This is a genomic window from Photobacterium pectinilyticum (assembly GCF_024357955.1).
Lineage (GTDB): Bacteria > Pseudomonadota > Gammaproteobacteria > Enterobacterales > Vibrionaceae > Photobacterium > Photobacterium pectinilyticum.
The window spans coordinates 1-25,023 of record NZ_JANEYT010000070.1 but is presented as its reverse complement, the minus strand read 5'-3'; the positions used below and the strand labels follow the sequence as shown (position 1 = coordinate 25,023).

The window sequence follows — 25,023 nt, the reverse complement described above, 5'->3', positions numbered from 1 at the left end:
TCTATGACTGTTACTCTAATCGCACCTATCGCGATGGACGAAGGTCTACGTTTTGCTATCCGTGAAGGTGGCCGTACTGTTGGTGCTGGTGTTGTTGCAACTATCGTTGAATAATATTTGACGACACGGTACTAAAAAGGGCATCATTTGATGCCCTTTTTCTGCGCTGTTGCTTGGTTTTGCATATTTTTTGCTCAAGCATGCAGGAAGAAAAATTTACTATGATGAAGTTTTTTGTTTGTAATTAAGGCTTTAGAGCTTTCCTTCATTAGAGCCTCGCTTATGCGGGGTTATTTTCGTCTATATTGAGACTAGTTACAGGTTGGTTGTATGAAAGCGAATGCCGAAAACCAAAGCAGCTCTGGTGGTATGGATGGCCTTAAGTGGGTCGCTGTATTTGCCTTGCTAGCTGCCGCTGTGGTTGGTAATTACCTGTACAGTGATGTTTCTGTAGTGCTACGTGCTGCTGCTGTTGTTGTCCTTGTGGCTGCAGCTGGTGGTATTGCCGCACTTACAGCAAAAGGTAAAACCGCGATCTCGTTTGCCCGCGAATCGCGCATGGAAGTCCGCAAGGTAGTATGGCCTACTCGTCAGGAAGCTACGCAGACAACCTTTATCGTTTTAGCTGTCACTGTCATTATGGCGTTAGCCTTGTGGGGCATCGACGGCATCATGGTCCGTCTAGTCCGCCTAGTTACCGGTGTGTGAGGTAAGAGTTCATGAGCGAAGCTCCAAAAAAACGATGGTATGTAGTACAGGCCTTCTCTGGTTTTGAAGGTCGTGTTGCACAGTCACTACGTGAGCATATCAAAATGCACGGCATGGAAGAGCACTTCGAAGAAGTACTTGTCCCAACAGAAGAAGTTGTGGAAGTCCGTGCGGGCCAGCGCCGGAAGAGCGAGCGTAAGTTCTTCCCTGGTTATGTGCTTGTACAGATGGTGATGAACGATGAGACATGGCATCTGGTACGTAGTATCCCTCGTGTAATGGGGTTCATCGGCGGTACATCTGACCGTCCGGCTCCGATCTCTGATAAAGAGGCAGATGCTATTCTTAACCGTCTTGAGAAAGCGAGTGAATCGCCTGTTCACAAGACTGTCTTTGAACCGGGTGAAGTTGTCCGTGTTACGGATGGCCCGTTCGCAGACTTTAACGGTGTTGTAGAAGAAGTTGACTACGACAAGAGCCGTGTGAAGGTATCTGTATCCATCTTCGGCCGTGCGACTCCTGTAGAACTGGAGTTTGGTCAGGTGGAAAAAAGCTGATCATTAAGTAATCAGTTTTAGTTGTCAGGGGCGTGAAATTGGACTATAATTTCGCGCCCTTTCGTTAGACGGGGAGTCTATTTCTCGAAAATAGACGTTCGAACCCAAATTAAGGTAAATAGCAATGGCTAAAAAAGTAGAAGCTTACATCAAGCTGCAAGTTGCAGCTGGTATGGCAAACCCAAGTCCACCGGTTGGTCCTGCACTAGGTCAGCACGGTGTGAACATCATGGAATTCTGTAAAGCGTTCAACGCTAAGACTGACTCAGTTGAGAAAGGTCTACCGACTCCAGTTGTTATCACAGTATACAACGACCGTTCATTCACGTTCATCACTAAGACTCCACCTGCTGCTGTTCTTCTTAAGAAAGCTGCTGGCGTTAAGTCTGGTTCTGGCCGTCCGAACACTGAGAAAGTTGGTACTGTAACTGACGCTCAGATCCAAGAGATCGCAGAAACTAAAGCTGCGGACATGACTGGTGCTGACATCGAAGCTATGAAGCGTTCGATTGCTGGTACTGCTCGTTCAATGGGTCTAGTGGTAGAGGGTTAAGACAATGGCAAAACTAACTAAGCGTATGCGCGTAATCCGCGAAAAAGTTGACGTTGCACGTGAGTACGACATCAATGAAGCTGTTGCTCTTCTTAAAGAACTAGCTACTGCTAAATTTACTGAAAGCGTTGACGTTGCCGTTAACCTTGGTATCGATGCACGTAAATCTGACCAGAACGTTCGTGGCGCAACTGTGCTACCACACGGTACTGGCCGTGAAATCCGCGTAGCGGTATTCACTCAGGGTGCAAACGCTGAAGCTGCTAAAGAAGCTGGCGCTGATCTAGTAGGCATGGAAGAACTTGCTGCTCAGGTTAAGAAAGGCGAGATGAACTTCGACGTAGTTATCGCATCTCCAGATGCAATGCGCGTTGTAGGTCAGCTTGGTACTATTCTTGGTCCACGCGGCCTAATGCCAAACCCTAAAGTTGGTACTGTAACTCCTAACGTTGCTCAAGCGGTTAAGAACGCTAAAGCGGGTCAGGTTCGTTACCGTAACGACAAGAACGGCATCATCCACACTACTATCGGTAAAGTGGACTTCGATGCTGAACAACTAAAAGAGAACCTAGAGTCTCTTCTAGTTGCCCTGAAGAAAGCTAAGCCTTCTTCAGCTAAAGGTACTTTCATCAAGAAAGTAAGCATCTCCACCACTATGGGTGCAGGTGTAGCGCTAGACCAGAATACTCTGGAAACTAACGCACAGTAATTTGCAGTAACGCTGAATTAGTGTATAATCCAGCGTTCACAAATTCATGGCTAAGGTCGATTGCTTGGCAATTGACCTTCGTCAAAGACCGTAGGCGTTTCGTTCTTTTGAGCAAACTTAATATTACCTACGTAGACGGTGCCAGAACATGATTGATGTAAATCTATCTTGGATCTGCGCCGTAAGACTCTCCTGCCATAGTGGCAGTGAGTGGTGTAATGACTGGGGTAACCCAGCAAAATCCAGGAGCTATATCCAATGGCATTAAATCTTCAAGACAAAAAAGCAATTGTTGCTGAAGTCAACGAAGCTGCCAATGGTGCCCTGTCTGCAGTTGTTGCTGACTCACGTGGCGTTGCAGTTGATGCGATGACTTCTCTACGTAAACAAGCTCGTGAAAACGGCGTTTACCTGAAAGTTGTTCGTAACACACTAGCACGTCGCGCAGTTGAAGGTACTGACTTTGAGTGTCTACAAGACACTTTCGTTGGTCCTACACTGATCGGTTTCTCTAATGAGCACCCAGGTGCTGCAGCGCGTCTTTTCAAAGACTTCGCTAAAGAGAACAAAGATTTCGAGATCAAAGCAGCCGCATTCGAAGGCGCTGTTGCTGACGCAGAAATTCTTGCGACACTACCAACTTACGACGAAGCAATTGCACGCCTAATGATGTGCATGAAAGAAGCTTCAGCTGGCAAGCTGGTACGTACTATCGCAGCTGTACGCGATCAGAAAGAAGAAGCTGCGGCGTAATCGCCTTTGCTTTATCTGAACGCTATATTAAATTAATTGTTGATTTCAAAGAGAATTGTTATGTCTATCACTAACGAGCAAATCCTAGACGCAGTTGCAGAAATGTCTGTAATGCAAGTTGTTGAGCTAATCGAAGCTATGGAAGAAAAATTCGGCGTTACAGCTGCAGCAGCAGTAGTAGCGGGCGGCGCAGCTGCAGAAGCAGCTGAAGAGCAAACTGAGTTTGACGTAATCCTAACAGCTGCTGGCTCACAGAAAGTACAGGTTATCAAAGCTGTACGTGGCGCAACTGGCCTAGGTCTTAAAGAAGCTAAAGCTCTAGTTGACGGCGCACCTTCTGCACTTAAAGAAGGCGTTGACAAAGCAGAAGCTGACGCTCTTAAAGCTCAGCTAGAAGAAGCTGGTGCTTCTGTTGAAATTAAGTAATAATTACTTAGCTTCATAGCCTTAATTGGCTAATGGCTGGTGGCTACAATGCCACCGGCCTTTTTGCGCTGTAGGGTAGTGGTGTTTTCACATTGTTTTGCAATCACTATTCATGCAAAAAGCAGTTCTGTTTTCCAGGATTGTTCCAACTATAAACAGTGTCATTAGTCACTGCTCCTCGTTTTGAGCAGTTTGGATCACTTATCAGCGATCTGAGGAACCTATGGTTTACTCTTATACCGAGAAAAAGCGTATCCGTAAGGATTTTGGTAAGCGTCCACAAGTTTTGGATGTTCCATACTTGCTGTCGATCCAGCTTGAGTCTTTTAAAAAGTTCATCGAGCAGGATCCAGAAGGGCATTACGGTCTAGAAGCTGCCTTTCGTTCTGTTTTTCCAATTCAGAGCTATAACGGCAATTCCGAGCTGCAATACGTTAGCTATCGTCTCGGTGAGCCGGTCTTCGATGTTAAAGAATGTCAGATTCGTGGCGTAACATATTCTGCACCACTTCGTGTGAAGCTTCGTCTTGTCATGTACGATAAAGACGCGCCAGCTGGCACAGTCAAAGACATTAAAGAACAAGAAGTTTACATGGGCGAAATTCCGCTCATGACAGATAACGGTACTTTCGTTATTAACGGTACCGAGAGGGTTATCGTATCCCAGCTACACCGTAGCCCGGGTGTTTTCTTCGACAGCGATAAGGGTAAGACCCACTCCTCAGGTAAAGTGCTTTATAACGCACGCGTAATCCCATACCGTGGTTCATGGTTGGATTTCGAATTTGATCCTAAGGATAACGTATTCGTACGTATCGACCGTCGTCGTAAACTACCAGCTTCAATCATCCTGCGCGCACTAGGCTACACTACCGAGCAGATCCTTGACATGTTCTTCGAAAAAGTAAACTTCGAAGTTCAGGGCAAGTCTCTGGTTATGGAATTGGTACCTGAGCGCCTGCGTGGTGAAACTGCCAGCTTTGATATCGAAGCCAATGGCAAGGTTTACGTTGAACAAGGCCGTCGCATTACCGCTCGCCATATCCGCCAGCTTGGTAAAGACGGTGTTGACCACATCGAAGTACCTGTTGAATACATCGTGGGTAAAATCGCGTCACGTGATTACGTGAACGAGGAAACCGGCGAATTGATTGCAGCTGCTAACCAGGAACTTAGCCTGGAAACGCTAGCACTGCTATCTCAATCTGGCTACAAGTCTCTAGAAGTTCTATTTACGAACGATCTGGACTTCGGTCCGTACATGTCTGACACCATCCGTGTCGACAGCACGACCGACCGCCTAAGCGCACTGGTAGAAATCTACCGCATGATGCGTCCTGGTGAGCCGCCAACGCGCGAAGCCGCGGAGCAGCTATTCGAAAGCTTGTTCTTCAGCGAAGAGCGTTACGACCTATCTGCTGTTGGTCGTATGAAGTTCAACAGCTCGCTAGTTCGTGAAGAAACTACAGGTCCGGGGACCCTAGATCACGCTGACATCATCGATGTAATGCGTCGTCTAATCGATATCCGTAACGGTAAAGGTGAAGTTGATGATATCGACCACCTTGGCAACCGCCGCATCCGTTCTGTAGGTGAGATGGCTGAAAACCAATTCCGTGTTGGTTTGGTACGTGTTGAACGTGCAGTTAAAGAGCGCCTAAGCCTTGGTGACCTTGATGCAGTAATGCCTCAAGACCTTATCAATGCCAAGCCAATTTCTGCGGCAGTTAAAGAGTTCTTCGGCTCTTCTCAGCTGTCTCAGTTTATGGATCAGAACAACCCGCTGTCAGAAGTTACTCACAAACGTCGTATCTCGGCGCTTGGTCCAGGTGGTCTGACTCGTGAGCGTGCTGGCTTTGAGGTTCGAGATGTTCACGCGACCCACTACGGTCGTCTATGTCCGATCGAAACGCCGGAAGGTCCAAACATCGGTCTGATCAACTCACTGTCTGCTTTTGCGCAATGTAACCCTTACGGTTTCTTAGAAACGCCATACCGTAAAGTTATCGACGGCAAGGTAACCGAGGAAATCGATTACCTATCTGCAATCGAAGAAGGTCATTACGTTATCGCTCAGGCGAACGCCGCGCTTAATGAAGACGGTTCATTCGCTGACGAATTGATCACTGCTCGCCAGAAAGGTGAATCAGGTCTGCACCCACGTGACCATGTTCAGTACATGGACGTTGCAACCAACCAGGTTGTATCGGTGGCGGCATCTCTGATCCCATTCCTAGAGCACGATGATGCAAACCGTGCCCTTATGGGTGCGAACATGCAGCGTCAGGCTGTTCCTACTCTACGTGCTGATAAGCCGCTAGTAGGTACAGGTATCGAACGTAACGTAGCGGTTGACTCCGGTGTAACAGCCGTAGCTAAACGTGGCGGTATGGTTCAGTCAGTAGATGCTTCTCGTATCGTTATCAAAGTTAACGAAGACGAGTTGGTACCAGGCGAAGCGGGTATCGACATCTACAACTTGACCAAGTACACCCGTTCTAACCAGAACACATGTATCAACCAGCGTCCAACTGTGATGCCGGGTGAGCCTGTGGCTCGTGGTGACGTGCTTGCCGATGGTCCATCTACCGACCTTGGTGAACTAGCCCTTGGCCAGAACATGCGTATCGCATTTATGCCTTGGAACGGTTACAACTTCGAGGATTCCATCCTTGTATCTGAGCGTGTTGTACAGGAAGACCGCCTGACAACTATCCACATTCAAGAACTATCTTGTGTGGCGCGTGATACTAAGCTAGGTGCGGAAGAAATTACTGCCGATATCCCTAATGTGGGTGAAGCAGCGCTATCTAAGCTGGATGAATCAGGCATCGTTTACATCGGTGCTGAAGTTAAGGGTGGTGACATCCTAGTTGGTAAGGTGACACCTAAGGGTGAAACTCAGCTGACTCCTGAAGAGAAGCTACTACGTGCTATCTTCGGTGAGAAAGCGTCTGACGTGAAAGACTCTTCTCTACGTGTACCGAATTCAGTGTCTGGTACTATCATCGACGTTCAGGTATTTACCCGTGACGGCGTTGAGAAAGACAAGCGTGCGCTAGAAATCGAAGAGATGCAGCTGAAAGAAGCTAAGAAAGACATCACTGAAGAATTCCAGATCCTTGAGGGTGGTCTTCTTGCACGTGTTCGTACTCTTCTTCTTGCAGCCGGTTACAGCGAAGACAAACTGTCTACAATGGACCGCGAGAAGCTGTTTGGTCAGACTCTTGATGATGAATCACAGCAGAACCAACTTGAGCAGCTAGCCGAGCAGTACGACGAGCTGAAATCAGAGTTCGATAAGAAATTTGAAACCAAGCGCCGTAAGATCACTCAGGGTGATGACCTAGCGCCGGGTGTCCTTAAGATTGTTAAGGTATACCTAGCTGTTAAGCGTCGTATCCAGCCTGGTGATAAGATGGCGGGTCGTCACGGTAACAAGGGTGTAATCTCTAAGATTTGTCCTGTTGAAGATATGCCGTACGATGAAAAAGGTCAGACAGTTGATATCGTACTGAACCCGCTGGGTGTACCGTCTCGTATGAACATCGGTCAGATCCTGGAGACTCACTTGGGTCTTGCAGCGAAAGGTATCGGTGACAAACTGAACGAGATGCTTAAGCAGCAGCAGGAACTACATCAGTTCCGTAACTTCCTGCAGAAAGTGTACGACCTGGGCGACACGCGCCAGGATGTAGACATTGCCGCCCTAAGCGACGACGAAGTACATACGTTGATCAAGAACCTGCGTAATGGTCTACCTATCGCGACACCTGTCTTCGACGGTGCGCCAGAAAGTTCTATTAAAGAGCTTCTGAAATTGGGTGACTTGCCAGAATCTGGTCAGCTGAAACTGTTTGACGGTCGTACCGGTGATATGTTTGAGCGTCCTGTAACTGTTGGTTACATGTACATGCTGAAACTTAACCACTTGGTTGATGACAAGATGCATGCCCGTTCTACCGGTTCTTACAGCCTAGTTACTCAGCAGCCGCTGGGTGGTAAAGCTCAGTTCGGTGGTCAGCGTTTCGGTGAGATGGAAGTGTGGGCGCTAGAAGCATATGGCGCAGCATACACCCTACAGGAAATGCTAACTGTTAAGTCGGATGACGTTAACGGCCGTACGAAGATGTATAAGAACATCGTCGATGGCGACCATCGTATGGAACCTGGTATGCCGGAATCGTTCAACGTATTGTTGAAAGAAATCCGCTCGTTGGGTATCAACATCGAGCTGGAAGACGAATAAACCTCGGTTCATACCAAGATTTATTAGTTACTCCGGTATAAATATGAAGGCGCCAGTAGACTGGCGCCTTTATGGGTCAACTCCTCACAGGAGCCGAATGTGAAAGACTTACTTAAGTTTCTGAAAGCACAACACAAGACTGAAGAATTTGACGCGATCAAAATCGGTCTTGCTTCACCAGACATGATCCGTTCATGGTCTTTCGGTGAAGTGAAAAAACCAGAAACCATCAACTACCGTACTTTTAAGCCTGAGCGTGACGGTCTTTTCTGTGCACGTATCTTTGGCCCAGTAAAAGACTACGAGTGTCTTTGTGGCAAGTACAAGCGCCTGAAGCACCGTGGTGTTATCTGTGAAAAATGTGGCGTAGAAGTAACTCAGACTAAAGTACGTCGTGAACGTATGGGTCACATTGAGCTAGCTTCTCCAGTTGCCCACATCTGGTTCCTTAAGTCACTGCCATCTCGTATCGGTCTGTTAATGGACATGCCGCTACGTGATATCGAGCGTGTACTTTACTTTGAATCTTACGTGGTAATCGAACCGGGTATGACCAACCTTGAGCGTAGCCAGCTGCTGTCAGAAGAACAGTACCTGGATGCACTTGAAGAGTGGGGCGACGAGTTCGACGCGAAGATGGGTGCTGAAGCCGTTCAGGCACTTCTGGCCAATATGGACCTGAATGCTGAAATCGAGCTGATGCGCGAAGAGCTAGAAGAAACTAACTCTGAAACCAAGCGTAAGAAGCTAACTAAGCGTCTTAAGCTGGTAGAAGCATTCCTACAGTCAGGTAACAACCCAGAGTGGATGATCCTGTCTGTACTGCCAGTACTACCGCCGGATCTACGTCCGCTGGTACCGCTAGATGGTGGCCGTTTCGCAACGTCTGATCTGAATGATCTGTACCGTCGCGTAATCAACCGTAACAACCGTCTTAAGCGTCTACTGGACCTAGCAGCCCCTGACATTATCGTACGTAACGAAAAACGTATGCTTCAGGAGTCTGTTGATGCATTGCTAGATAACGGTCGCCGTGGCCGCGCTATCACAGGTTCGAACAAGCGTCCTCTGAAATCTTTGGCTGACATGATCAAAGGTAAGCAGGGTCGTTTCCGTCAGAACCTACTTGGTAAGCGTGTAGACTACTCTGGTCGTTCTGTTATCACCGTAGGTCCATACCTACGCCTGCATCAGTGTGGTCTTCCTAAGAAGATGGCACTTGAGCTATTTAAGCCATTTATCTACGGCAAGCTAGAGACTCGTGGTCTTGCGACAACGATCAAAGCTGCTAAGAAGATGGTTGAGCGCGAAGAAGCGGTTGTTTGGGATATCCTAGACGAAGTGATCCGCGAACACCCAGTCATGCTTAACCGTGCACCAACACTGCACCGTTTGGGTATTCAGGCATTTGAACCAGTACTAATCGAAGGTAAAGCGATTCAGCTTCACCCACTAGTGTGTGCGGCATACAACGCCGACTTCGATGGTGACCAGATGGCGGTACACGTACCCCTAACACTGGAAGCACAGCTTGAAGCTCGTGCGCTGATGATGTCAACGAACAACATCCTTTCGCCAGCATCTGGTGATCCGATCATCGTACCTTCTCAGGACGTTGTATTGGGTCTTTACTACATGACTCGTGAGAAGATTAACGCTAAAGGCGAAGGCATGTACCTTGCAGGTCCTGCTGAAGCTGAAAAAGCATACCGTACAGGTAATGCTGAGCTGCATGCTCGCGTTAAAGTTCGTATTACTCAGTTCGTGAAAAGCGAGCAGGGTGGCTTGGTTGAAGATACTCAATTGATTGATACGACTGTTGGTCGTGCAATGCTATGGACTATCGTACCGAAAGGTCTGCCATTTAGCCTTGTGAATACCGAAGCGTTGGGTAAGAAGCAGATCTCTAAACTGCTTAACACTTGTTACCGTGAACTGGGCATGAAAGATACTGTTATCTTTGCTGACCAGATCATGTACACAGGTTTTGCTTACGCTGCACTTTCTGGTGTGTCTGTTGGTATCGACGATATGGTTGTACCAGAAGCGAAATACACCAAGATCGCAGAAGCAGAAGCAGAAGTTGCTGAAATCCAAGAGCAGTTCCAATCTGGTCTTGTAACCGCCGGTGAACGTTACAACAAAGTTATCGATATCTGGGCAACAGCGAATGAGCAAGTTGCTAAAGCGATGATGGATAACCTGTCTTTCGATACTGTCATTAACCGTGACGGTGAAGAAGAGCAGCAGAAATCGTTCAACAGCGTTTACATGATGGCCGACTCAGGTGCTCGTGGTTCTGCCGCACAGATTCGTCAGTTGGCGGGTATGCGTGGTCTGATGGCTAAGCCGGATGGCTCAATCATCGAAACACCGATCACAGCGAACTTCCGTGAAGGTCTGAACGTACTACAGTACTTCATCTCTACTCACGGTGCTCGTAAGGGTCTTGCCGATACCGCACTGAAGACAGCTAACTCCGGTTACCTAACGCGTCGTCTAGTTGACGTTGCGCAGGATGTTGTAATCACAGCTGATGACTGTGGTACGCATGCAGGTATCACCATGATGCCTCTAGTCGAAGGTGGTGATGTTAAAGAGCAGCTAGGTGACCGAGTTCTTGGTCGTGTTGTTGCTGAAGACGTTATCAAGCCGGGTACAGAAGAAGTTCTTGCTCCACGTAACACGCTTCTTGATGAGAAGTGGTGTGACATCCTGGAAGAGAACTCTGTTGACCAGGTTAAAGTGCGCTCTGTTGTAACCTGTGAGAATGACTTCGGTTGTTGTAAGTTCTGTTACGGTCGTGACCTAGCACGTGGTCACTTGGTGAACACTGGTGAAGCAGTAGGTGTTGTTGCTGCTCAGTCAATCGGTGAGCCAGGTACACAGCTTACGATGCGTACGTTCCACATTGGTGGTGCAGCATCTGCAGCCGCTGCTGAAAACAGCATCCAGGTTAAGAACAACGGTTCGATGAAACTGCATAATGCCAAGTTTGTTACTAACAACGAAGGCAAGCTAGTTATCACTTCTCGTGCGTCAGAAATGAGCGTTATCGATGAGTTTGGTCGTACCAAAGAGAACTACAAACTGCCATACGGTTCACACCTAACTAAAGGTGATGCTGCGGAAGTTAAAGCTGGCGAAGTTATCGCTAACTGGGACCCGCACACAATGCCAATCATCACTGAAGTGGCAGGTCGTATCCAGTTTGTTGACCTGATTGATGGTGTAACTGTTTCTCGTCAAACTGATGAGCTAACGGGTCTGTCTATGATCACTGTACTTGACGCTGCAGAGCGTACCGGTGCAGGTAAAGACATGCGTCCAACGGTTAAGCTAGTTGATGAAAACGGCCATGATGTAATGATCGCCGGTACTGAAGTACCAGCTCAATACTTCCTGCCGGGTAAAGCAATCATCCAGCTAGAAGATGGCGCAATGGTTGGTATCGGTGATACGCTAGCACGTATCCCGCAGGCATCTGGCGGTACGAAAGATATCACCGGTGGTCTACCACGAGTTGCTGACCTGTTCGAAGCACGTAAGCCGAAAGAGCCAGCAATTCTTGCTGAAATCACGGGTATGGTTTCGTTCGGTAAAGAAACTAAAGGCAAACGTCGCCTAATCATCACACCTTCTGAAGGCAACGCATACGAAGAAATGGTACCTAAGTGGCGCCAGCTGAACGTATTCGAAGGTGAGAAGGTTGAGAAGGGTGATGTAATCGCCGATGGTCCAGAGGCTCCGCACGATATTCTACGTCTACGTGGTGTACACGCAGTTGCAGAATACATCGTTAACGAGGTTCAGGAAGTTTACCGACTACAGGGCGTTAAGATTAACGATAAGCACATCGAGACAATCATTCGTCAGATGCTGCGTAAAGTTACTATCGTGTCTTCAGGTGACTCTGAGTTCCTACCTGGTGAGCAGGTTGAGTTCTCTCGCGTAACGATTACTAACCGTAAGCTTGAAGCTGAAGGTAAGCTAATCGCAACGTTTGAGCGTGATCTACTGGGTATCACCAAAGCATCGCTTGCAACTGAGTCGTTCATCTCAGCGGCATCGTTCCAGGAAACGACTCGCGTACTAACAGAAGCTGCGGTTTCTGGTAAGCGTGATGAGCTACGTGGCCTGAAAGAGAACGTAATCGTTGGTCGTCTGATCCCTGCTGGTACCGGTTTTGCGTACCACCAGAACCGTCAGCGTCAGCGTGATGCAGAGCTAGAGCCAGTTGCACCTCAAGTAGATGCAGAGCAGGCATCGCAAGATCTTGCTGCACTACTGAATGCCGGCCTAAGCGACGACTAATCGTTAGCTAACGCATTGAATAAAAGGGTACCTTCGGGTGCCCTTTTTTATTGCCTGTTGTCAGGGGAGATGCTCACAAATGACACTTCTGCAACGGATAATCGGCGTGGCTAATGAGGCAGAAGGTAGGGACGTTGGTCGGTACAGCCTTTACAGACCACGGGATAAAAGCGTATAAAAGTATGACCAGCCCGATGAGGCCATCAGGCTTGTAGCAGGTGAGGACAGGTTCGAGTTGCCTAGGCGCCCGGAGGGCAGGCCAGACTCTCACTGATCAATTCGATCAGCTTATCCTCAAGGGCAAAGCGGATTTCTATCAGCTCGCCGGTGGTTGACAGGTCGGTGTCGAAGCCTGGCAGTTCGTCACTTTCATCCATATCGGTATATTTATCACTGAAGTTCAGCAAAGGATCCGTCGTCTGGGTGATTTGTGCGTATAGCTGAGAAATCTCTTCGGTGGGTGAATACCCTGTCGAATTCCAACGAGCCATGACCATATCGTAGATTTTGAAGTGTCCTTCGGAGATATAATCGACCAGTTGCTGGCTGAAAAGTTGGAGCTGGGAAGCGGTAGGAAGCTGGCGGTTATTACTCTCGAACGGTGGGAGTCCGGCTAGCTTGCAGTAATCGATTAGCAGCTGTTGCCTAGACATCAGCCAGTGATCGATGACGTCACTCGTGCCACCCCATTGTTTTTGTACTTGCTCGAATTTACTTAACATGATCATGCCCTCATGATCTACAGTACCGAGACAGGGTACTGGAAACAATACCTGTAAATCTCTTAAAAAAGAGAACCTTGAATTACGGATCCTTTTCCGTATTAACTTTAGATTGCCAGTAAAAACGATACCCTGCAAGGATGGATGTGACGTTGATGTTAAAAAAACAAGAAAAAGGCTATTGGTGCATAGTCAAAAATCGCCAGCTCTACCTAGAAGATCAACAACTTCCCCTCAAAGAGTCGAGTGAAGTAGGGTTTGATCTTGAAAGCGTCGTAGAAGTTGGCCGATACCAAGGCATTCCCGTTTACTGGCTAGAAGCGCCAGAACAGGCAGATGAATCGAGGTTCGGTAGCTTACGGGCCTTATTGACCATTGATAGTGAACTATTTTATTTAGCCAGCCGTGCTATCCAACTATCGCATATGCTGCACTCTCAGCGTTTTTGCCCGCAGTGTGGTACTGAGTGCCAATTCATTAAAGCAGAGCTTGCTATGGTCTGTCAGGGCTGTCACAGCCACCATTACCCAAGGCTATCGCCTTGTGTCATCGTCGCAGTCAGAAAAAAAGATAAAATCTTGTTGGCGCAGCATCCGAGGCATAAAACCGGGATGTATACCGTGATTGCCGGTTTTGTTGAGGCTGGTGAGACGCTAGAGCAGTGTGTGGCAAGAGAAGTGTTGGAAGAAACCGGTATAAATGTGACTAATATCCGTTATTTCGGCAGTCAGCCCTGGGCGTTTCCGTCTAATCTGATGATGGGGTTTCTGGCCGACCACCAAAGCGGGAAACTGAAGCCTGATTACGCTGAGTTGAGCGATGCAATCTGGGCAACACAAAACGAACTGCCGGACTTGGCCCCGCCGGGTACGATTGCCAGATCGCTGATAGACGAGACATTGATATTGATGGCCAAGAGCCGCCAAAATTAGAATAAAAAAACCCTCCGTGAGGAGGGGTAAGGTGCAGTTATTTTGCCTTCTACGAGCAAAGTCATTGTTATTATTGCTAGCGCGCAGATTTTGTACCACGAGAGCCACAGAGTCGCAAATCTGGTGACCAGATTGTTACTATAAACTTGATCTGGTTAACAATCGGCCTCTTTTGTTGACAGCCGGGAGTGGTACAATGCCCGCATAATAAAACCATGGAGTCCCAAATGAGCGAACTAAAGAATGACCGCTACCTTCGCGCTTTATTGAAGCAGCCAGTCGATTGCACCCCAGTATGGATGATGCGTCAGGCTGGGCGCTATCTACCAGAATATCGTGCAACTCGAAGCGTAGCTGGTGACTTCATGTCGCTATGTAAAAATGCTGAGCTTGCTAGTGAGGTAACACTACAGCCTCTGCGCCGCTTCCCGCTTGATGCAGCGATCTTGTTCTCTGATATTCTGACGATCCCTGATGCGATGGGCTTGGGACTTTACTTTGAAGCGGGTGAAGGGCCAAAATTTGAACGCCCAATTACTTGCAAAGCCGATGTCGACAAAATCGGCCTGCCGGACCCGGAAGGTGAGCTGCAGTACGTTATGAATGCGGTACGCCAGATTCGCAAAGATCTGCAAGGTGAAGTTCCGCTAATCGGTTTTTCTGGTAGTCCATGGACATTGGCGACCTACATGGTTGAAGGCGGCAGCTCAAAAGCGTTTACTAAGATCAAAAAGATGATGTACGCCGAGCCGCAAACACTGCATCTGTTGCTGGATAAGCTGGCAGACAGTGTGATTGAGTACCTGAACGCGCAGATCAAAGCGGGTGCCCAGTCGGTCATGGTATTCGATACATGGGGTGGCGTACTGACACCACGTGATTACAACGAGTTCTCACTGCGCTACATGCACAAAATTGTCGATGGTTTGATCCGTGAAAACGAAGGTCGCCGTGTGCCGGTTACCCTGTTTACCAAAAACGGTGGTATGTGGCTTGAGCAAATCGCAGCAACAGGCTGTGATGCGGTCGGTCTGGATTGGACCATCAATATTGCCGATGCCAAAAAGCGTATTGGTGACAAAGTCGCCCTGCAAGGCAATATGGACCCATCCATGCTATACGCTCAGCCAGAGCGTATCCGTCAGGAAGTCGCGACTATCTTGGAAGGATTTGGTGATGGCGGTACTGGCCATGTATTCAATCTCGGCCACGGTATCCATCTAGATGTGCCGCCAGAAAATGCCGGTGTGTTTGTTGAAGCGGTGCATGAACTGTCAACGCCGTATCACAAGTAATACGACAACACTTTACTGCTTCTCATAGTTACATCGAAAGTTTGTAAGACCCATACAGTTAGCTGTATGGGTTTTTTTATTGGGTCCTAAAATCTCGTCTTTTGCTTCGCGAGGTGCCGGTGGACGTAGTCACGGATATACGGTACCACTTCTTCTTCAAACCACGGGTTCTTCTTCAACCATAGAGTGTTCCTCGGTGAGGGGTGAGGCATCGGGATGAATTCAGGTGCCCAGTTACGCCACGTTTTTACTGTTTCGGTGAGCGTCTTCGGCTTGCCCTTTAGGTAGCGTTGCTGGGCGTATTGACCGACCAGCAGGGTCATTCCGATATTGGGTAGCAACGGCCATACCTGCGGGTGCCACTGTGGCGCACATTCGGGGCGGGGCGGTAGATCGCCCGACTTGCCACGGCCGGGGTAGCACAGCCCCATCGGCATGATGGCGATGTGCTCTGGGTTGTAAAAGGTATCACGATCAAGTTCCAACCAACGCCGGAGGCGATCACCACTCGGATCGTTCCATGGGATCCCGGTTTCATGGACCTTGGTACCCGGCGCTTGGCCGATAATCATCAAACGGGCACTGCTGGCAGCCTGGATCACAGGTCGTGGCCCTAGCGGGAGATGATCCTGGCAGATCCTGCATCGGTTGATCTGATCTAGCAAGTTATCAAGATGTTTCTGGTCTGGTTTTGGACTCATATTGGCTACCTGATTCCGTTAATGGATTTAATACCCCCGCTGAAAATCTATGGTATAGCGCAGTGGCTGCTGTGTGAGCCAAAGCTGAGCATTGTTGCGAAAGATAGCCATGACCTGATGAGGAAAGCTTTCTGCGGCAACATGCGGGGTGACGGTGATCTTCGGGTGCAGCCAGAAAGGGTGGTTATTTGGCAGTGGCTCTTGCTTGAATACATCGAGGAAAGCGTGCCCGATGGCACCGGCTTCAATCGCTTTGAGCAAGCCTTGCTCACAAATGGCATTACCTCGGCCGACATTGAAGAGTAGGGCTTGGCGGCAGTAGCCTAAGCTATCGACATTGAGCAAATTATCGGTGCTCGCTGTGGCAGGTAAGGTTGAGACTAATACATCAGCCTGCGTGAGTGCGTCGTGTAGCTTGGCTAACGGAAAAACAGCGTCGAAAGCTTGCTCTTCGGCCTGACTGGATCGGTTGACCCCGATGGTGTGGAATCCCAGCGCCTTGGCCGATCGGGCGAGATGGCTACCGATACTACCGGTACCCAATATCACCATCGTTTTGCCGGCGACGGTGTGATAAGGGTGAGGTTGCCAGTGATTGGTGTGCTGTTGGGTTTGATAGGTGGTGAAATGGCGCTGGTGGGCGATAGTCAGGCCAAGTACGTATTCACTGATCAGCTGGCCGAAACAACCGCGTATATTGGTGAGGAGGTAGTCTTGGCGCAAATTCGGTTGTGTCAGGGCATCGATACCAGCAAAAGTTGATTGAATCCACTCAAGGGCTGGGAACTGCTTTAGCTGCGGGGCCACCTTCGGGGGATCGGCCAGCAAAATCGTTGCCTCGTCCGGTTGCTGGGTGAGAGTTATACCCGGCAGTGGTTGTTCGGCCAACATAGCTTCATAGGCTTGTTGTTGGCGGGAAACAATCATCAGTTTATGCATGTTAGCTCCTTTGTGGTAGCACAGTGTTATCCGCCGTCCATGTATTGCAGTAGCAGGGGGATACAAGTAAGATCCGGGTCAAATCACAAATGCGGATTATCCCATGCTAAAGAATCCAGTTCAGCTCCGTTTAGAAAAATTAGAACCATGGCAACACATTACCTTTATGGTGTCACTGTGTGAACGAATGTACCCAAACTATGCGTTCTTCTGTCAGCAAACGGAGTTCGCGGATGAGCAGAAATACCGTTCGATTCTGGACAGCATCTGGGAAATCTTGACAGTAAAAACAGCCAAGATTAACTTCGAAAAGCAGCTAGAGAAGCTTGAAGAGTTGGTACCAAACGCTGAAGACTTTGATCTGTATGCTGTAAGCCCTGCGATTGATGCCTGTGCCGCACTGGCTGATCTGCTTCATGCTATGCTAGATCGTGACTTGATGCTTGAAACACTGGCCAAGCTGAGTTCTCTGTCAGCAGAAACGGTTGCAGATCTTGAGTTTGCCCAGACGGGTATCGAAATCACCAACGAGAACCAAAAAGAAAACGAAGCGGTATGTGCCGAGTGGGACATGCAGTGGGCGATTTTCCGCGCCCTGAAAGAAGCAGAGCGCCGCGACATCGAATTGATCAAAGACCTACGCCAAGAGTTGCGTGACGAGCCGGTTAGCAATATCGGTATCGAGCTGTAAGTCAATCTAACTTGATGACGAAGGGCCCGCTAGGGCCTTTTTTGTGCCTGACGATCAAGTGGTTATTGGCGCACAATAATCAAGGACAGGGCGATCTTGCCGGGTGGGTGAGTCAATGAAATAAAAAAGGGGCCACCAGGCCCCTCTTACTGTCGACAGCGTGATTACTCGTCGTCTTTGCTTTCGATAACCCCGTGGGTTTTCTTCCATTTTTCCCAGCGCTGGTAGGCTAACTGCTGCATGTCGGTATTCTTGTCGGCTTCATCGACAATCTCTTCACCGACGAGGTGCTCGAAGATGTCTTCCATGGTCACCAAACCTTGGACGGTGCCATATTCATCCACCACCAAGACCAACTGGGAGCGCTCTTTCATCAGCTGCTCGAAGGCTTTTGGTACGCTGGAATTGTTCATGATGACCGGCAGCGGGCGCATCAGGGTTCCTAGCTCTTTCTGGCCTCGGCCAGCCTGACTTTCGGCAAACAGCTCAAGGCGGTGAACAAAGCCCAGGATGTTGTCTTTCTGCTCGCTATAGACCAGCGGGCGCGAGAACGGACTGTCTTTATGCTGAGACAGGAACTCGTTGATCGGTTGTTCGGCATCAATCCGGAATAACACCGGACGTGGTGTCATGATCTTGGTGACGCTGACATCGCGGAACTGGAGCAGGTTAGTCATGATTTTTGATTCGCCTTCAGCCAGTTCGCCGGATTCGATCGCCAGCATTGCCATTGCCGATAGCTCGTCACGGAGTTTTGGTGCTTGGTGGCCACGGGATAGGCGTCGGGTGATTTGCTCTGAGACCCAAACAAACGGCGTCAGGGCCCAGACCATCCAGCGTAGGGTCGATGCCGAAGCAGGGGCTAGCTGGCGCCAGTAGGTTGCACCGATCGTTTTCGGAATGATTTCGGAGAATAGCAAAATACCAATTGTCAGTACGCCGGAGAAGACTCCTAGCCATTGGCTACCGAATACCACGGCTGCCTGAGCACCGGCCGTTGCCGCACCGATGGTGTGAGCAATGGTATTGAGGGTCAGGATCGAAGCCAGTGGGCGGTCGATATTGTCTTTTAGGGCCGCGAGGCGATCGGCCGCTGGGTGACCTTGCTGGCGCAGGGTACCAATATAACTCGGGGAGATGCTGAGGAGAACAGCTTCCAGTACTGAACAAATAAACGAAACACCAATCGCGATAGCGATGTAAATCGTAAGGAGTATCATGCTTACCTTAGTAACAATTAACGGGATAACGCCTATATTAATCGGTGTTGAAGCGAATAAATACAACTATTTCAGCTAGCATGTTGGTAACATTTTGTGAACTTGCGCTCAGTTTGTGGTTAAAGAGCCCGCACCTAACCATATGAAGGCTGACAAACCTTTGCCACATAGGCTTCTTTTGAATTAGAGTTGATGCGTCTTAAGAAAAAACCTTAGAAGGGAAACCTAATGAACAAGACCCAACTGATTGACCTGATCGCTGAAAAAGCAGATCTTTCTAAAGCTCAAGCTAAAGTTGCCCTAGAATCAACTCTAGACGGTATTACTGACGCGCTGAAAGAAGGTGACCAGGTTCAACTAATCGGCTTTGGTACTTTCAAAGTGAACCACCGTGCCGCGCGTACTGGCCGTAACCCACAAACGGGTCAGGAAATCCAGATCGCTGCAGCAAACGTACCTGCTTTCGTTGCAGGTAAAGCACTGAAAGACGCAGTGAAATAATCTATACTCCGCCAGGTATCTATCTGGCGGAGTTTTTCCATGAAGCGACTACTGACTTTTCTTACCCTCTCGCTATTAGCGGGATGTGCCTCCAATCCAACAGTCCCTGAAAATAATATTACGCCAGTGTTGACCCATACCGGTGGCCAGAGCCTCGGTGATAGCACGTCAATTTATTGGTTTACTTCACAGCAAAACCGCCCTGTTAGCCTTGCCGATCGGGTGATGTCCGGTGATTACGGTGAATACCGGACCGACTACCGCTGGCGGGATGGCAAACTTCGTGAAATCAAACGTGAAGGGACCCTGCTTGATGAACAGCAAATCAAACCTTTCTCCTTGCATGTTCGCTACGATACCTTGGGCAATGCGGTTTTCCAGCGTTACACCCTGGGCGATGAGCTGATCCCGTTGGGCGAAGTACAATTGCAGCAATTGGTCCAAGAAGCCGAACATGGCACGGACGTGGTCAAGCAGCAGCGCAAGGATGATCAATCCTTGGTACAAGGCCTCTGGCAGCAGGGGGTGTTCTACCGCTGCGGAGACGAGCGCCAGCTTAAAGTGAACTTCTCCCCTGAATTGCCTGATTATGCGCAGCAGCAGCTGCTGGAGCGCCAGCAATCCGGTTATATGGCAGTGATCGGCGAAGTTCGTCGCGGTACCCTGACTGCGAAGATTTTACTGATGCTGACTGAAAGCCAATCAGCTTGCCTGACAGCGCCTGTGCTGCTGACGAACTGATACCGCCAACCAAGCTGAGAGTATGCTGGTATGGTTGAGCGGCATAAATAAAAAAACGCGCCCTTGGGCGCGTTTTTTGATGGTGTACTGGTGGCGCTGCTGTGAATTAGGCGTCTTGCTGCTCGCGCTCAATGGCACGGTAGCCGATGTCATTGCGGTGGAACATACCGTTCCAGCTAACTTGTTTCGTCAGTGCGTAAGCACGCTCCTGAGCTTCAGAAACTGTATTGCCAAGTGCTGTTGCACAAAGAACACGGCCACCGTTAGTGACCACATCGCCGGCTTCGTTATTTGCCGTCCCAGCGTGGAAGATCTTCTGACCCTCAACTTCGCTCGTTGGTAGCGAAATAACATCACCTTTTGCGTAGTCAGCAGGGTACCCGCCAGCGGCTAGAACAACACCGATAGAAGCGCGCGGATCCCACTTAGATTCTGCTTCATCTAGCTTCTCGTCGATAGCCATCAGGCAAAGCTCAACAAGATCCGATTCCATACGCATCATGATAGGTTGCGTTTCTGGATCGCCAAAGCGGCAGTTGTATTCGATAACCTTCGGCGTACCGTCTGCATCGATCATTAGGCCAGCGTAAAGGAAACCTGTGTACGGTGCGCCTTCGGCATCCATACCACGTACCGTTGGGTAAATCACTTCTTCAAGGATACGGTTGTGGATCTCAGGGGTAACCACAGGGGCTGGTGAGTAAGCTCCCATACCACCGGTATTAGGGCCAGTGTCTTTGTCGCCAACACGTTTGTGGTCTTGGCTGGTGGCCATAGGCAGCACGCTAGAACCGTCAACCATCACGATGAAGCTTGCTTCTTCGCCTTCAAGGAACTCTTCAATAACCACGCGGCTGCCGGCTTCGCCAAATGCGTTACCCGCTAGCATGTCTTTGATGGCGTCTTCGGCTTCTTCAAGGGTCATCGCAACAATAACGCCTTTACCGGCAGCTAGGCCGTCAGCCTTAACGACAATTGGCGCGCCTTGTTCACGTACGTAAGCCAGTGCTGGCTCGATGTCAGTGAAGTTAGCGTAAGAGCCTGTTGGGATCTGGTGACGAGCCAAGAAGTCTTTAGTGAATGCTTTAGAGCCTTCAAGCTGTGCCGCTGCTTGAGTTGGACCAAAGATAGGAAGACCCACTTCGCGGAATGCGTCAACCACACCAATAACAAGTGGTGCTTCAGGGCCAACGATGGTTAGCTCGATTTTTTTCTCTTGAGCAAACGCCACTAAGCCAGCGATGTCTTCAACGCCGATGTTTACGTTCTCAAGTTTAGGCTCAAGTGCGGTACCGGCGTTACCCGGAGCGACGAAAACGGTTTCAACGTTTGGGTTTTGTGCCGCTTTCCAGCCCAGTGCGTGTTCACGGCCGCCGGCACCAATAATCAATACATTCATCTTTAATCCCTTATTGCTGCGCCATTTTTCAGGTCTCTGTGTCAAGCATGCTCATTTATACCTATATGAGCTCCTATAAAATAGGGCGTGCTTTCCTTGACCTCTGAAAAATAGCTTTGCATTAAAATTATTAAAGCCTCTAGTCATATAGTGTGATGAATAAAGGCTAAATCTAAATATGATTAAGCCTAGAGTTGCCCCTAGGCTTATGTGATTAGTGGCGGAAGTGGCGCATGCCAGTAAAGATCATCGCCATGCCGTGCTCGTCGGCAGCGTCAATCACTTCCTGGTCGCGCATCGAGCCGCCTGGCTGGATAACACATTTAATGCCGGCTTCAGCGGCAGCATCAATGCCATCGCGGAACGGGAAGAAGGCATCCGATGCCATGACGCAACCTTCAACCTGAAGGCCTTCGTCGGCGGCTTTGATACCGGCGATTTTCGCTGAGTAAACGCGGCTCATCTGGCCGGCGCCCACGCCGATAGTCATGTCACCTTTCGAGTAAACAATCGCATTTGATTTTACGTACTTAGCGACTTTCCAGCAGAACAGTGCATCTTTCAGTTCTTCTTCTGTTGGTTGGCGCTTAGAAACGACTTTCAGGTCATCAGCAGAAACCATGCCTTGGTCGCGGTCTTGAACCAGCAGGCCGCCGTTAACACGCTTAACGTCAAAACCCGTAGTCTTGCTGCTCCACTCGCCACATTCCAGCAGGCGAAGGTTTTTCTTAGCCGCTACAATTTCTACCGCTTCAGCAGAAACAGACGGTGCAATGATAACTTCAACGAATTGACGTTCAGTAATCGCTGTTGCTGTTGCTGCGTCTAGTTCGCGGTTGAATGCGATGATGCCACCGAAGGCCGATGTTGGGTCTGTTTTGAAAGCGCGGTCGTAGGCCTCTAGGATGTCTGCACCTAGTGCAACACCACATGGGTTAGCATGCTTAACGATCACACACGCTGGCTGGTCGAACTCTTTCACACACTCAAGTGCTGCGTCTGTATCTGCGATGTTGTTGTAAGACAGGGCTTTGCCTTGGATTTGGCGAGCCGTAGAAACTGACGCTTCTTCAGGGGTAGCTTCAACGTAGAAAGCGGCGGCTTGGTGGCTGTTTTCACCGTAGCGCATGTCCTGCTTCTTCTCGAACTGCTGGTTGAAGGTGCGTGGGAATTTGCTCTTGTTTTCAGGAGAAGGCTCATCGCCTTCTTTATTGTCGCCGTAAGATGGCACCATAGTACCGAAGTAGTTGGCGATCATGCCGTCGTAGGCAGCAGTGTGTTCGAAGGCTGCGATAGCCAGATCGAAACGGGTGGCATGGCTCAGTGAACCGTCGTTGGTCGCCATTTCGGTCAGCACGCGGTCGTAGTCGTGGGCATTAACGATAATGGTCACGTCTTTGTGGTTCTTCGCTGCAGAACGGACCATTGTCGGGCCACCGATATCGATGTTCTCAACAGCATCTTCCAATGTGCAGTCTGGGTTAGCCACTGTTGCTGCGAATGGGTATAGGTTTACCACCACCATATCGATAGGGGCAATGCCATGGTCGTTCATCACAGCATCGTCAGTGCCGCGACGACCCAGTACACCACCATGAATTTTTGGGTGTAGGGTCTTAACGCGACCGTCCATCATTTCAGGGAAGCCTGTGTGATCGGATACTTCAGTGACCTTGATACCCTGCTCGGCAAGAAGGCGGGCAGTGCCACCTGTGGAGAGGATGTCGACACCACGATCGGCAAGCGCCTGGGCGAACTCAACAATACCAGTTTTGTCTGACACGCTAATTAGCGCACGGCGGATAGGACGAGCGTTTTCCATTGCTACCATCTCTTTATAAACATGGAGGACTATTTGCCAAAAGCCAGTGGGCTGGATTTTGGTAAATACCCTCGGCTAGAATCGAAGATACAAACTGTGCTGTCGTTGTTGTGATCAACGTGGCATATTTTACATTAAATCCACCACTACGCAAACGTTTGCTTTTCGTTGTTTGTGGATCACTGAAGGTAGGGCGGTATGTACTTGATTGGCCAGCTGGCTAAACATTGTGGTGTCAGCAGCGACACGTTGCGATTTTACGAAAAAAATGGCTTGCTGCTACCTGCCGGCCGTAGCAAGAGTGGTTACCGGCTTTATAGCGAAGGTGATTTGTCACGGATCCATTTTATTCTCCGCGCCAAGGCTATCGGCCTTAGCTTGGATGAAATTAGGGAGCTGCTGGATATCCGGCTGGAAGCCAGCCAACATAGCTGTGCTGAAGTAAAAGCAATCACTCTGGCCAAGTTGGATGACGTCGATCGCAAGATGGCTGAGTTGGCAAGGATCCGTAATGCTCTTCAGAAAATCAATGATGCTTGCTGTGGTCATGCGGATGATGATGCCAGCCACTGTTCGATCCTTGAAGCGCTGAGCGATGACGGTGTTGAAAATGCGCAATCCAGTGAAGGGCGCTGCTGCAGCGGGCGTGATGCTTGCACTGGCCGCTAGTTTTAAATCAACAGTGAATCGATCAATTATATTGGGTAGGCCGTCAAGTTGTGGTAGCGTCGAAACATCGCCTTGTTATTGATAAGGAAAATCATGTTGAAAGTAAATGAGTATTTTGATGGCCAGGTTAAGTCCCTGGGGTTTGAAACTTCTGGCGAGCGCGCCAGCGTGGGCGTGATGGCGCCAGGGGAATATACCTTCGGTACGGCAGCGCCTGAGAAGATGACCGTGGTCAAGGGAGCCCTGACGGTCAAGCTGCCTGGCCATATTGAATGGGAAACCTATTATGCCGGTGACGACTTTGAAGTCCCTGGTGATTCCTCGTTTGAGGTAAAGGTGTCTGAGCCTACCGCTTACCTGTGTGATTATCTCTAGCTGACAGCGCTTCACCAGTGGTGAAGCGCTGTGCTTTTTAGCTGGCATTGTTAGCCGTTAATTATTCTTCTGCCTTCTCTGTGGGGATCAGCACCGTGTCGATGACATGGATCACCCCATTGCTGGCTGGCACATCTGCCAAAATGACGTTTGCACCGTTGATGGTTACCTTGCCATCGTCATCGGTTTCAATGGCAACCGTGCCGCCCTGAACCGTTTCTGGCAGCTTAAGTTTCATGACTTCCTCTGAAGAAAGCGCTCCGGGCAATACATGGTAAGTCAGTATCGCTTGTAATTTTTCTTTGTTCTCCGGTTTCAGCAGTTCGGCAAGTGCGCCTTCGGGAAGCTTGGCAAACGCATCATCTGTGGGCGCCAGCACGGTAAACGGCCCTTTCCCTTCCAGTGTCTCGACCAAATCAGCGGCTTTAATTGCCATGACCAAGGTTTGAAAATCATCGTTATTGGCGGCGACCTGGACAAGATTCTTTTCCATTTCGCTTTTTTCGTGGTGGCCTGCTAAGGCAAGACCTGAAAAGAACAACGCAATTACGACCAAAGAGCGGTTAAATGTACGGAGTATGTGATTCATTGCTGCAGCCTCGTTGTGGTTATATCCAAGCATTTAACGTACGAACAAGCAGTATGGTTCACCACTACATAGTGGTAGGTCTTATACCAATCTAAGTAAAAATATGATCTAATTGAGGTTACTCTTTCAGACAGTCACATCGCTATGGATAGCCTCAA

Annotated in this window: 23 protein-coding genes; 16 read left to right on the top strand and 7 right to left on the bottom strand. The window is 49.2% G+C overall.

Annotation, left to right across the window (positions count from 1 at the left end; translation table 11 throughout):
* From NHN17_RS20625 to rpoC, 9 genes are all read left to right on the top strand, one after another.
* A partial coding sequence (locus NHN17_RS20625; protein WP_507237154.1) for an EF-Tu C-terminal domain-related protein occupies nucleotides 1-114 on the top strand: 114 nt, incomplete at its 5' end.
* Nucleotides 115-330: 216 nt separating this feature from the next.
* A complete protein-coding gene (gene secE, locus NHN17_RS20620) occupies nucleotides 331-708 on the top strand; it encodes a preprotein translocase subunit SecE (protein WP_107350963.1) in 378 nt (125 codons plus the stop codon).
* 11 nt (nucleotides 709-719) lie between these two features.
* On the top strand, nucleotides 720-1,265 hold the full coding sequence (nusG, locus tag NHN17_RS20615) for a transcription termination/antitermination protein NusG (RefSeq protein ID WP_047874630.1): 546 nt from the start codon (nucleotides 720-722) through the stop codon (nucleotides 1,263-1,265).
* Between the two features lie 124 nt (nucleotides 1,266-1,389).
* Entirely contained in the window at nucleotides 1,390-1,818 is a 429-nt protein-coding gene (gene rplK / locus NHN17_RS20610) for a 50S ribosomal protein L11 (RefSeq protein WP_255044516.1), read from the top strand.
* Between the two features lie 4 nt (nucleotides 1,819-1,822).
* Nucleotides 1,823-2,527 carry a 50S ribosomal protein L1 gene (gene rplA, locus NHN17_RS20605; RefSeq protein ID WP_255044515.1) on the top strand — a complete coding sequence of 235 codons (705 nt, stop codon included), beginning with the start codon at nucleotides 1,823-1,825 and terminating at the stop codon, nucleotides 2,525-2,527.
* 258 nt (nucleotides 2,528-2,785) lie between these two features.
* Nucleotides 2,786-3,280 (top strand): 50S ribosomal protein L10, encoded by a 495-nt coding sequence (rplJ, locus tag NHN17_RS20600; RefSeq protein WP_255044514.1) that lies wholly within the window; start codon nucleotides 2,786-2,788, stop codon nucleotides 3,278-3,280.
* Between the two features lie 60 nt (nucleotides 3,281-3,340).
* Entirely contained in the window at nucleotides 3,341-3,706 is a 366-nt protein-coding gene (rplL, locus tag NHN17_RS20595) for a 50S ribosomal protein L7/L12 (protein ID WP_255044513.1), read from the top strand.
* Nucleotides 3,707-3,929: 223 nt separating this feature from the next.
* Entirely contained in the window at nucleotides 3,930-7,955 is a 4,026-nt protein-coding gene (gene rpoB, locus NHN17_RS20590) for a DNA-directed RNA polymerase subunit beta (protein WP_255044512.1), read from the top strand.
* Between the two features lie 99 nt (nucleotides 7,956-8,054).
* On the top strand, nucleotides 8,055-12,269 hold the full coding sequence (gene rpoC, locus NHN17_RS20585; protein WP_255044511.1) for a DNA-directed RNA polymerase subunit beta': 4,215 nt from the start codon (nucleotides 8,055-8,057) through the stop codon (nucleotides 12,267-12,269).
* A 239-nt stretch (nucleotides 12,270-12,508) separates the two neighbouring features.
* Here the strand turns inward: rpoC and rsd are convergent, their stop codons facing one another.
* Entirely contained in the window at nucleotides 12,509-12,991 is a 483-nt protein-coding gene (gene rsd / locus NHN17_RS20580; RefSeq protein ID WP_255044510.1) for a sigma D regulator, read from the bottom strand.
* Nucleotides 12,992-13,146: 155 nt separating this feature from the next.
* On the opposite strand from rsd, the gene nudC reads away from it, so the two are divergent.
* Together nudC and hemE are read left to right on the top strand one after the other, a co-directional pair.
* A complete protein-coding gene (gene nudC, locus NHN17_RS20575; RefSeq protein WP_255044509.1) occupies nucleotides 13,147-13,923 on the top strand; it encodes an NAD(+) diphosphatase in 777 nt (258 codons plus the stop codon).
* A gap of 227 nt (nucleotides 13,924-14,150) precedes the next feature.
* Nucleotides 14,151-15,218: a uroporphyrinogen decarboxylase gene (gene hemE / locus NHN17_RS20570; RefSeq protein ID WP_255044508.1), complete on the top strand. Its 1,068-nt coding sequence runs from the start codon at nucleotides 14,151-14,153 to the stop codon at nucleotides 15,216-15,218.
* Nucleotides 15,219-15,304: 86 nt separating this feature from the next.
* On the opposite strand, the gene NHN17_RS20565 is transcribed toward hemE, so the two are convergent.
* Together NHN17_RS20565 and NHN17_RS20560 are read right to left on the bottom strand one after the other, a co-directional pair.
* A complete protein-coding gene (locus NHN17_RS20565; RefSeq protein ID WP_255044507.1) occupies nucleotides 15,305-15,919 on the bottom strand; it encodes a uracil-DNA glycosylase family protein in 615 nt (204 codons plus the stop codon).
* A 27-nt stretch (nucleotides 15,920-15,946) separates the two neighbouring features.
* A complete protein-coding gene (locus NHN17_RS20560) occupies nucleotides 15,947-16,858 on the bottom strand; it encodes a D-2-hydroxyacid dehydrogenase (RefSeq protein ID WP_255044506.1) in 912 nt (303 codons plus the stop codon).
* Between the two features lie 103 nt (nucleotides 16,859-16,961).
* Between NHN17_RS20560 and NHN17_RS20555 the strand changes: the two genes are divergently transcribed.
* The gene (locus NHN17_RS20555) at nucleotides 16,962-17,549 is read left to right on the top strand and encodes a YjaG family protein (protein WP_255044505.1); all 588 of its coding nucleotides are present in this window, start codon (nucleotides 16,962-16,964) and stop codon (nucleotides 17,547-17,549) included.
* Nucleotides 17,550-17,713: 164 nt separating this feature from the next.
* Here the strand turns inward: NHN17_RS20555 and NHN17_RS20550 are convergent, their stop codons facing one another.
* Nucleotides 17,714-18,769: a CNNM domain-containing protein gene (locus tag NHN17_RS20550; RefSeq protein ID WP_255044504.1), complete on the bottom strand. Its 1,056-nt coding sequence runs from the start codon at nucleotides 18,767-18,769 to the stop codon at nucleotides 17,714-17,716.
* A 228-nt stretch (nucleotides 18,770-18,997) separates the two neighbouring features.
* Here NHN17_RS20550 and hupA point away from each other — a divergent pair, with 228 nt between their 5' ends.
* On the top strand, nucleotides 18,998-19,270 hold the full coding sequence (hupA, locus tag NHN17_RS20545; RefSeq protein WP_036831349.1) for a nucleoid-associated protein HU-alpha: 273 nt from the start codon (nucleotides 18,998-19,000) through the stop codon (nucleotides 19,268-19,270).
* Between the two features lie 39 nt (nucleotides 19,271-19,309).
* Entirely contained in the window at nucleotides 19,310-20,011 is a 702-nt protein-coding gene (locus NHN17_RS20540) for a DUF1481 domain-containing protein (RefSeq protein WP_255044503.1), read from the top strand.
* A 106-nt stretch (nucleotides 20,012-20,117) separates the two neighbouring features.
* On the opposite strand, the gene purD is transcribed toward NHN17_RS20540, so the two are convergent.
* Nucleotides 20,118-21,410 carry a phosphoribosylamine--glycine ligase gene (gene purD / locus NHN17_RS20535; RefSeq protein WP_255044502.1) on the bottom strand — a complete coding sequence of 431 codons (1,293 nt, stop codon included), beginning with the start codon at nucleotides 21,408-21,410 and terminating at the stop codon, nucleotides 20,118-20,120.
* Between the two features lie 214 nt (nucleotides 21,411-21,624).
* Nucleotides 21,625-23,232, bottom strand: coding sequence for a bifunctional phosphoribosylaminoimidazolecarboxamide formyltransferase/IMP cyclohydrolase (gene purH, locus NHN17_RS20530; protein ID WP_255044501.1), 1,608 nt, complete (start codon nucleotides 23,230-23,232; stop codon nucleotides 21,625-21,627).
* Between the two features lie 198 nt (nucleotides 23,233-23,430).
* Between purH and zntR the strand changes: the two genes are divergently transcribed.
* Nucleotides 23,431-23,901: a Zn(2+)-responsive transcriptional regulator gene (zntR, locus tag NHN17_RS20525; RefSeq protein WP_255044500.1), complete on the top strand. Its 471-nt coding sequence runs from the start codon at nucleotides 23,431-23,433 to the stop codon at nucleotides 23,899-23,901.
* Between the two features lie 93 nt (nucleotides 23,902-23,994).
* A complete protein-coding gene (ppnP, locus tag NHN17_RS20520) occupies nucleotides 23,995-24,276 on the top strand; it encodes a pyrimidine/purine nucleoside phosphorylase (RefSeq protein WP_255044498.1) in 282 nt (93 codons plus the stop codon).
* 61 nt (nucleotides 24,277-24,337) lie between these two features.
* Here ppnP and NHN17_RS20515 read toward each other — a convergent pair whose 3' ends face one another.
* Nucleotides 24,338-24,865 carry a fasciclin domain-containing protein gene (locus NHN17_RS20515; protein WP_255044497.1) on the bottom strand — a complete coding sequence of 176 codons (528 nt, stop codon included), beginning with the start codon at nucleotides 24,863-24,865 and terminating at the stop codon, nucleotides 24,338-24,340.
* Between the last annotated feature and the right edge of the window lie 158 nt (nucleotides 24,866-25,023).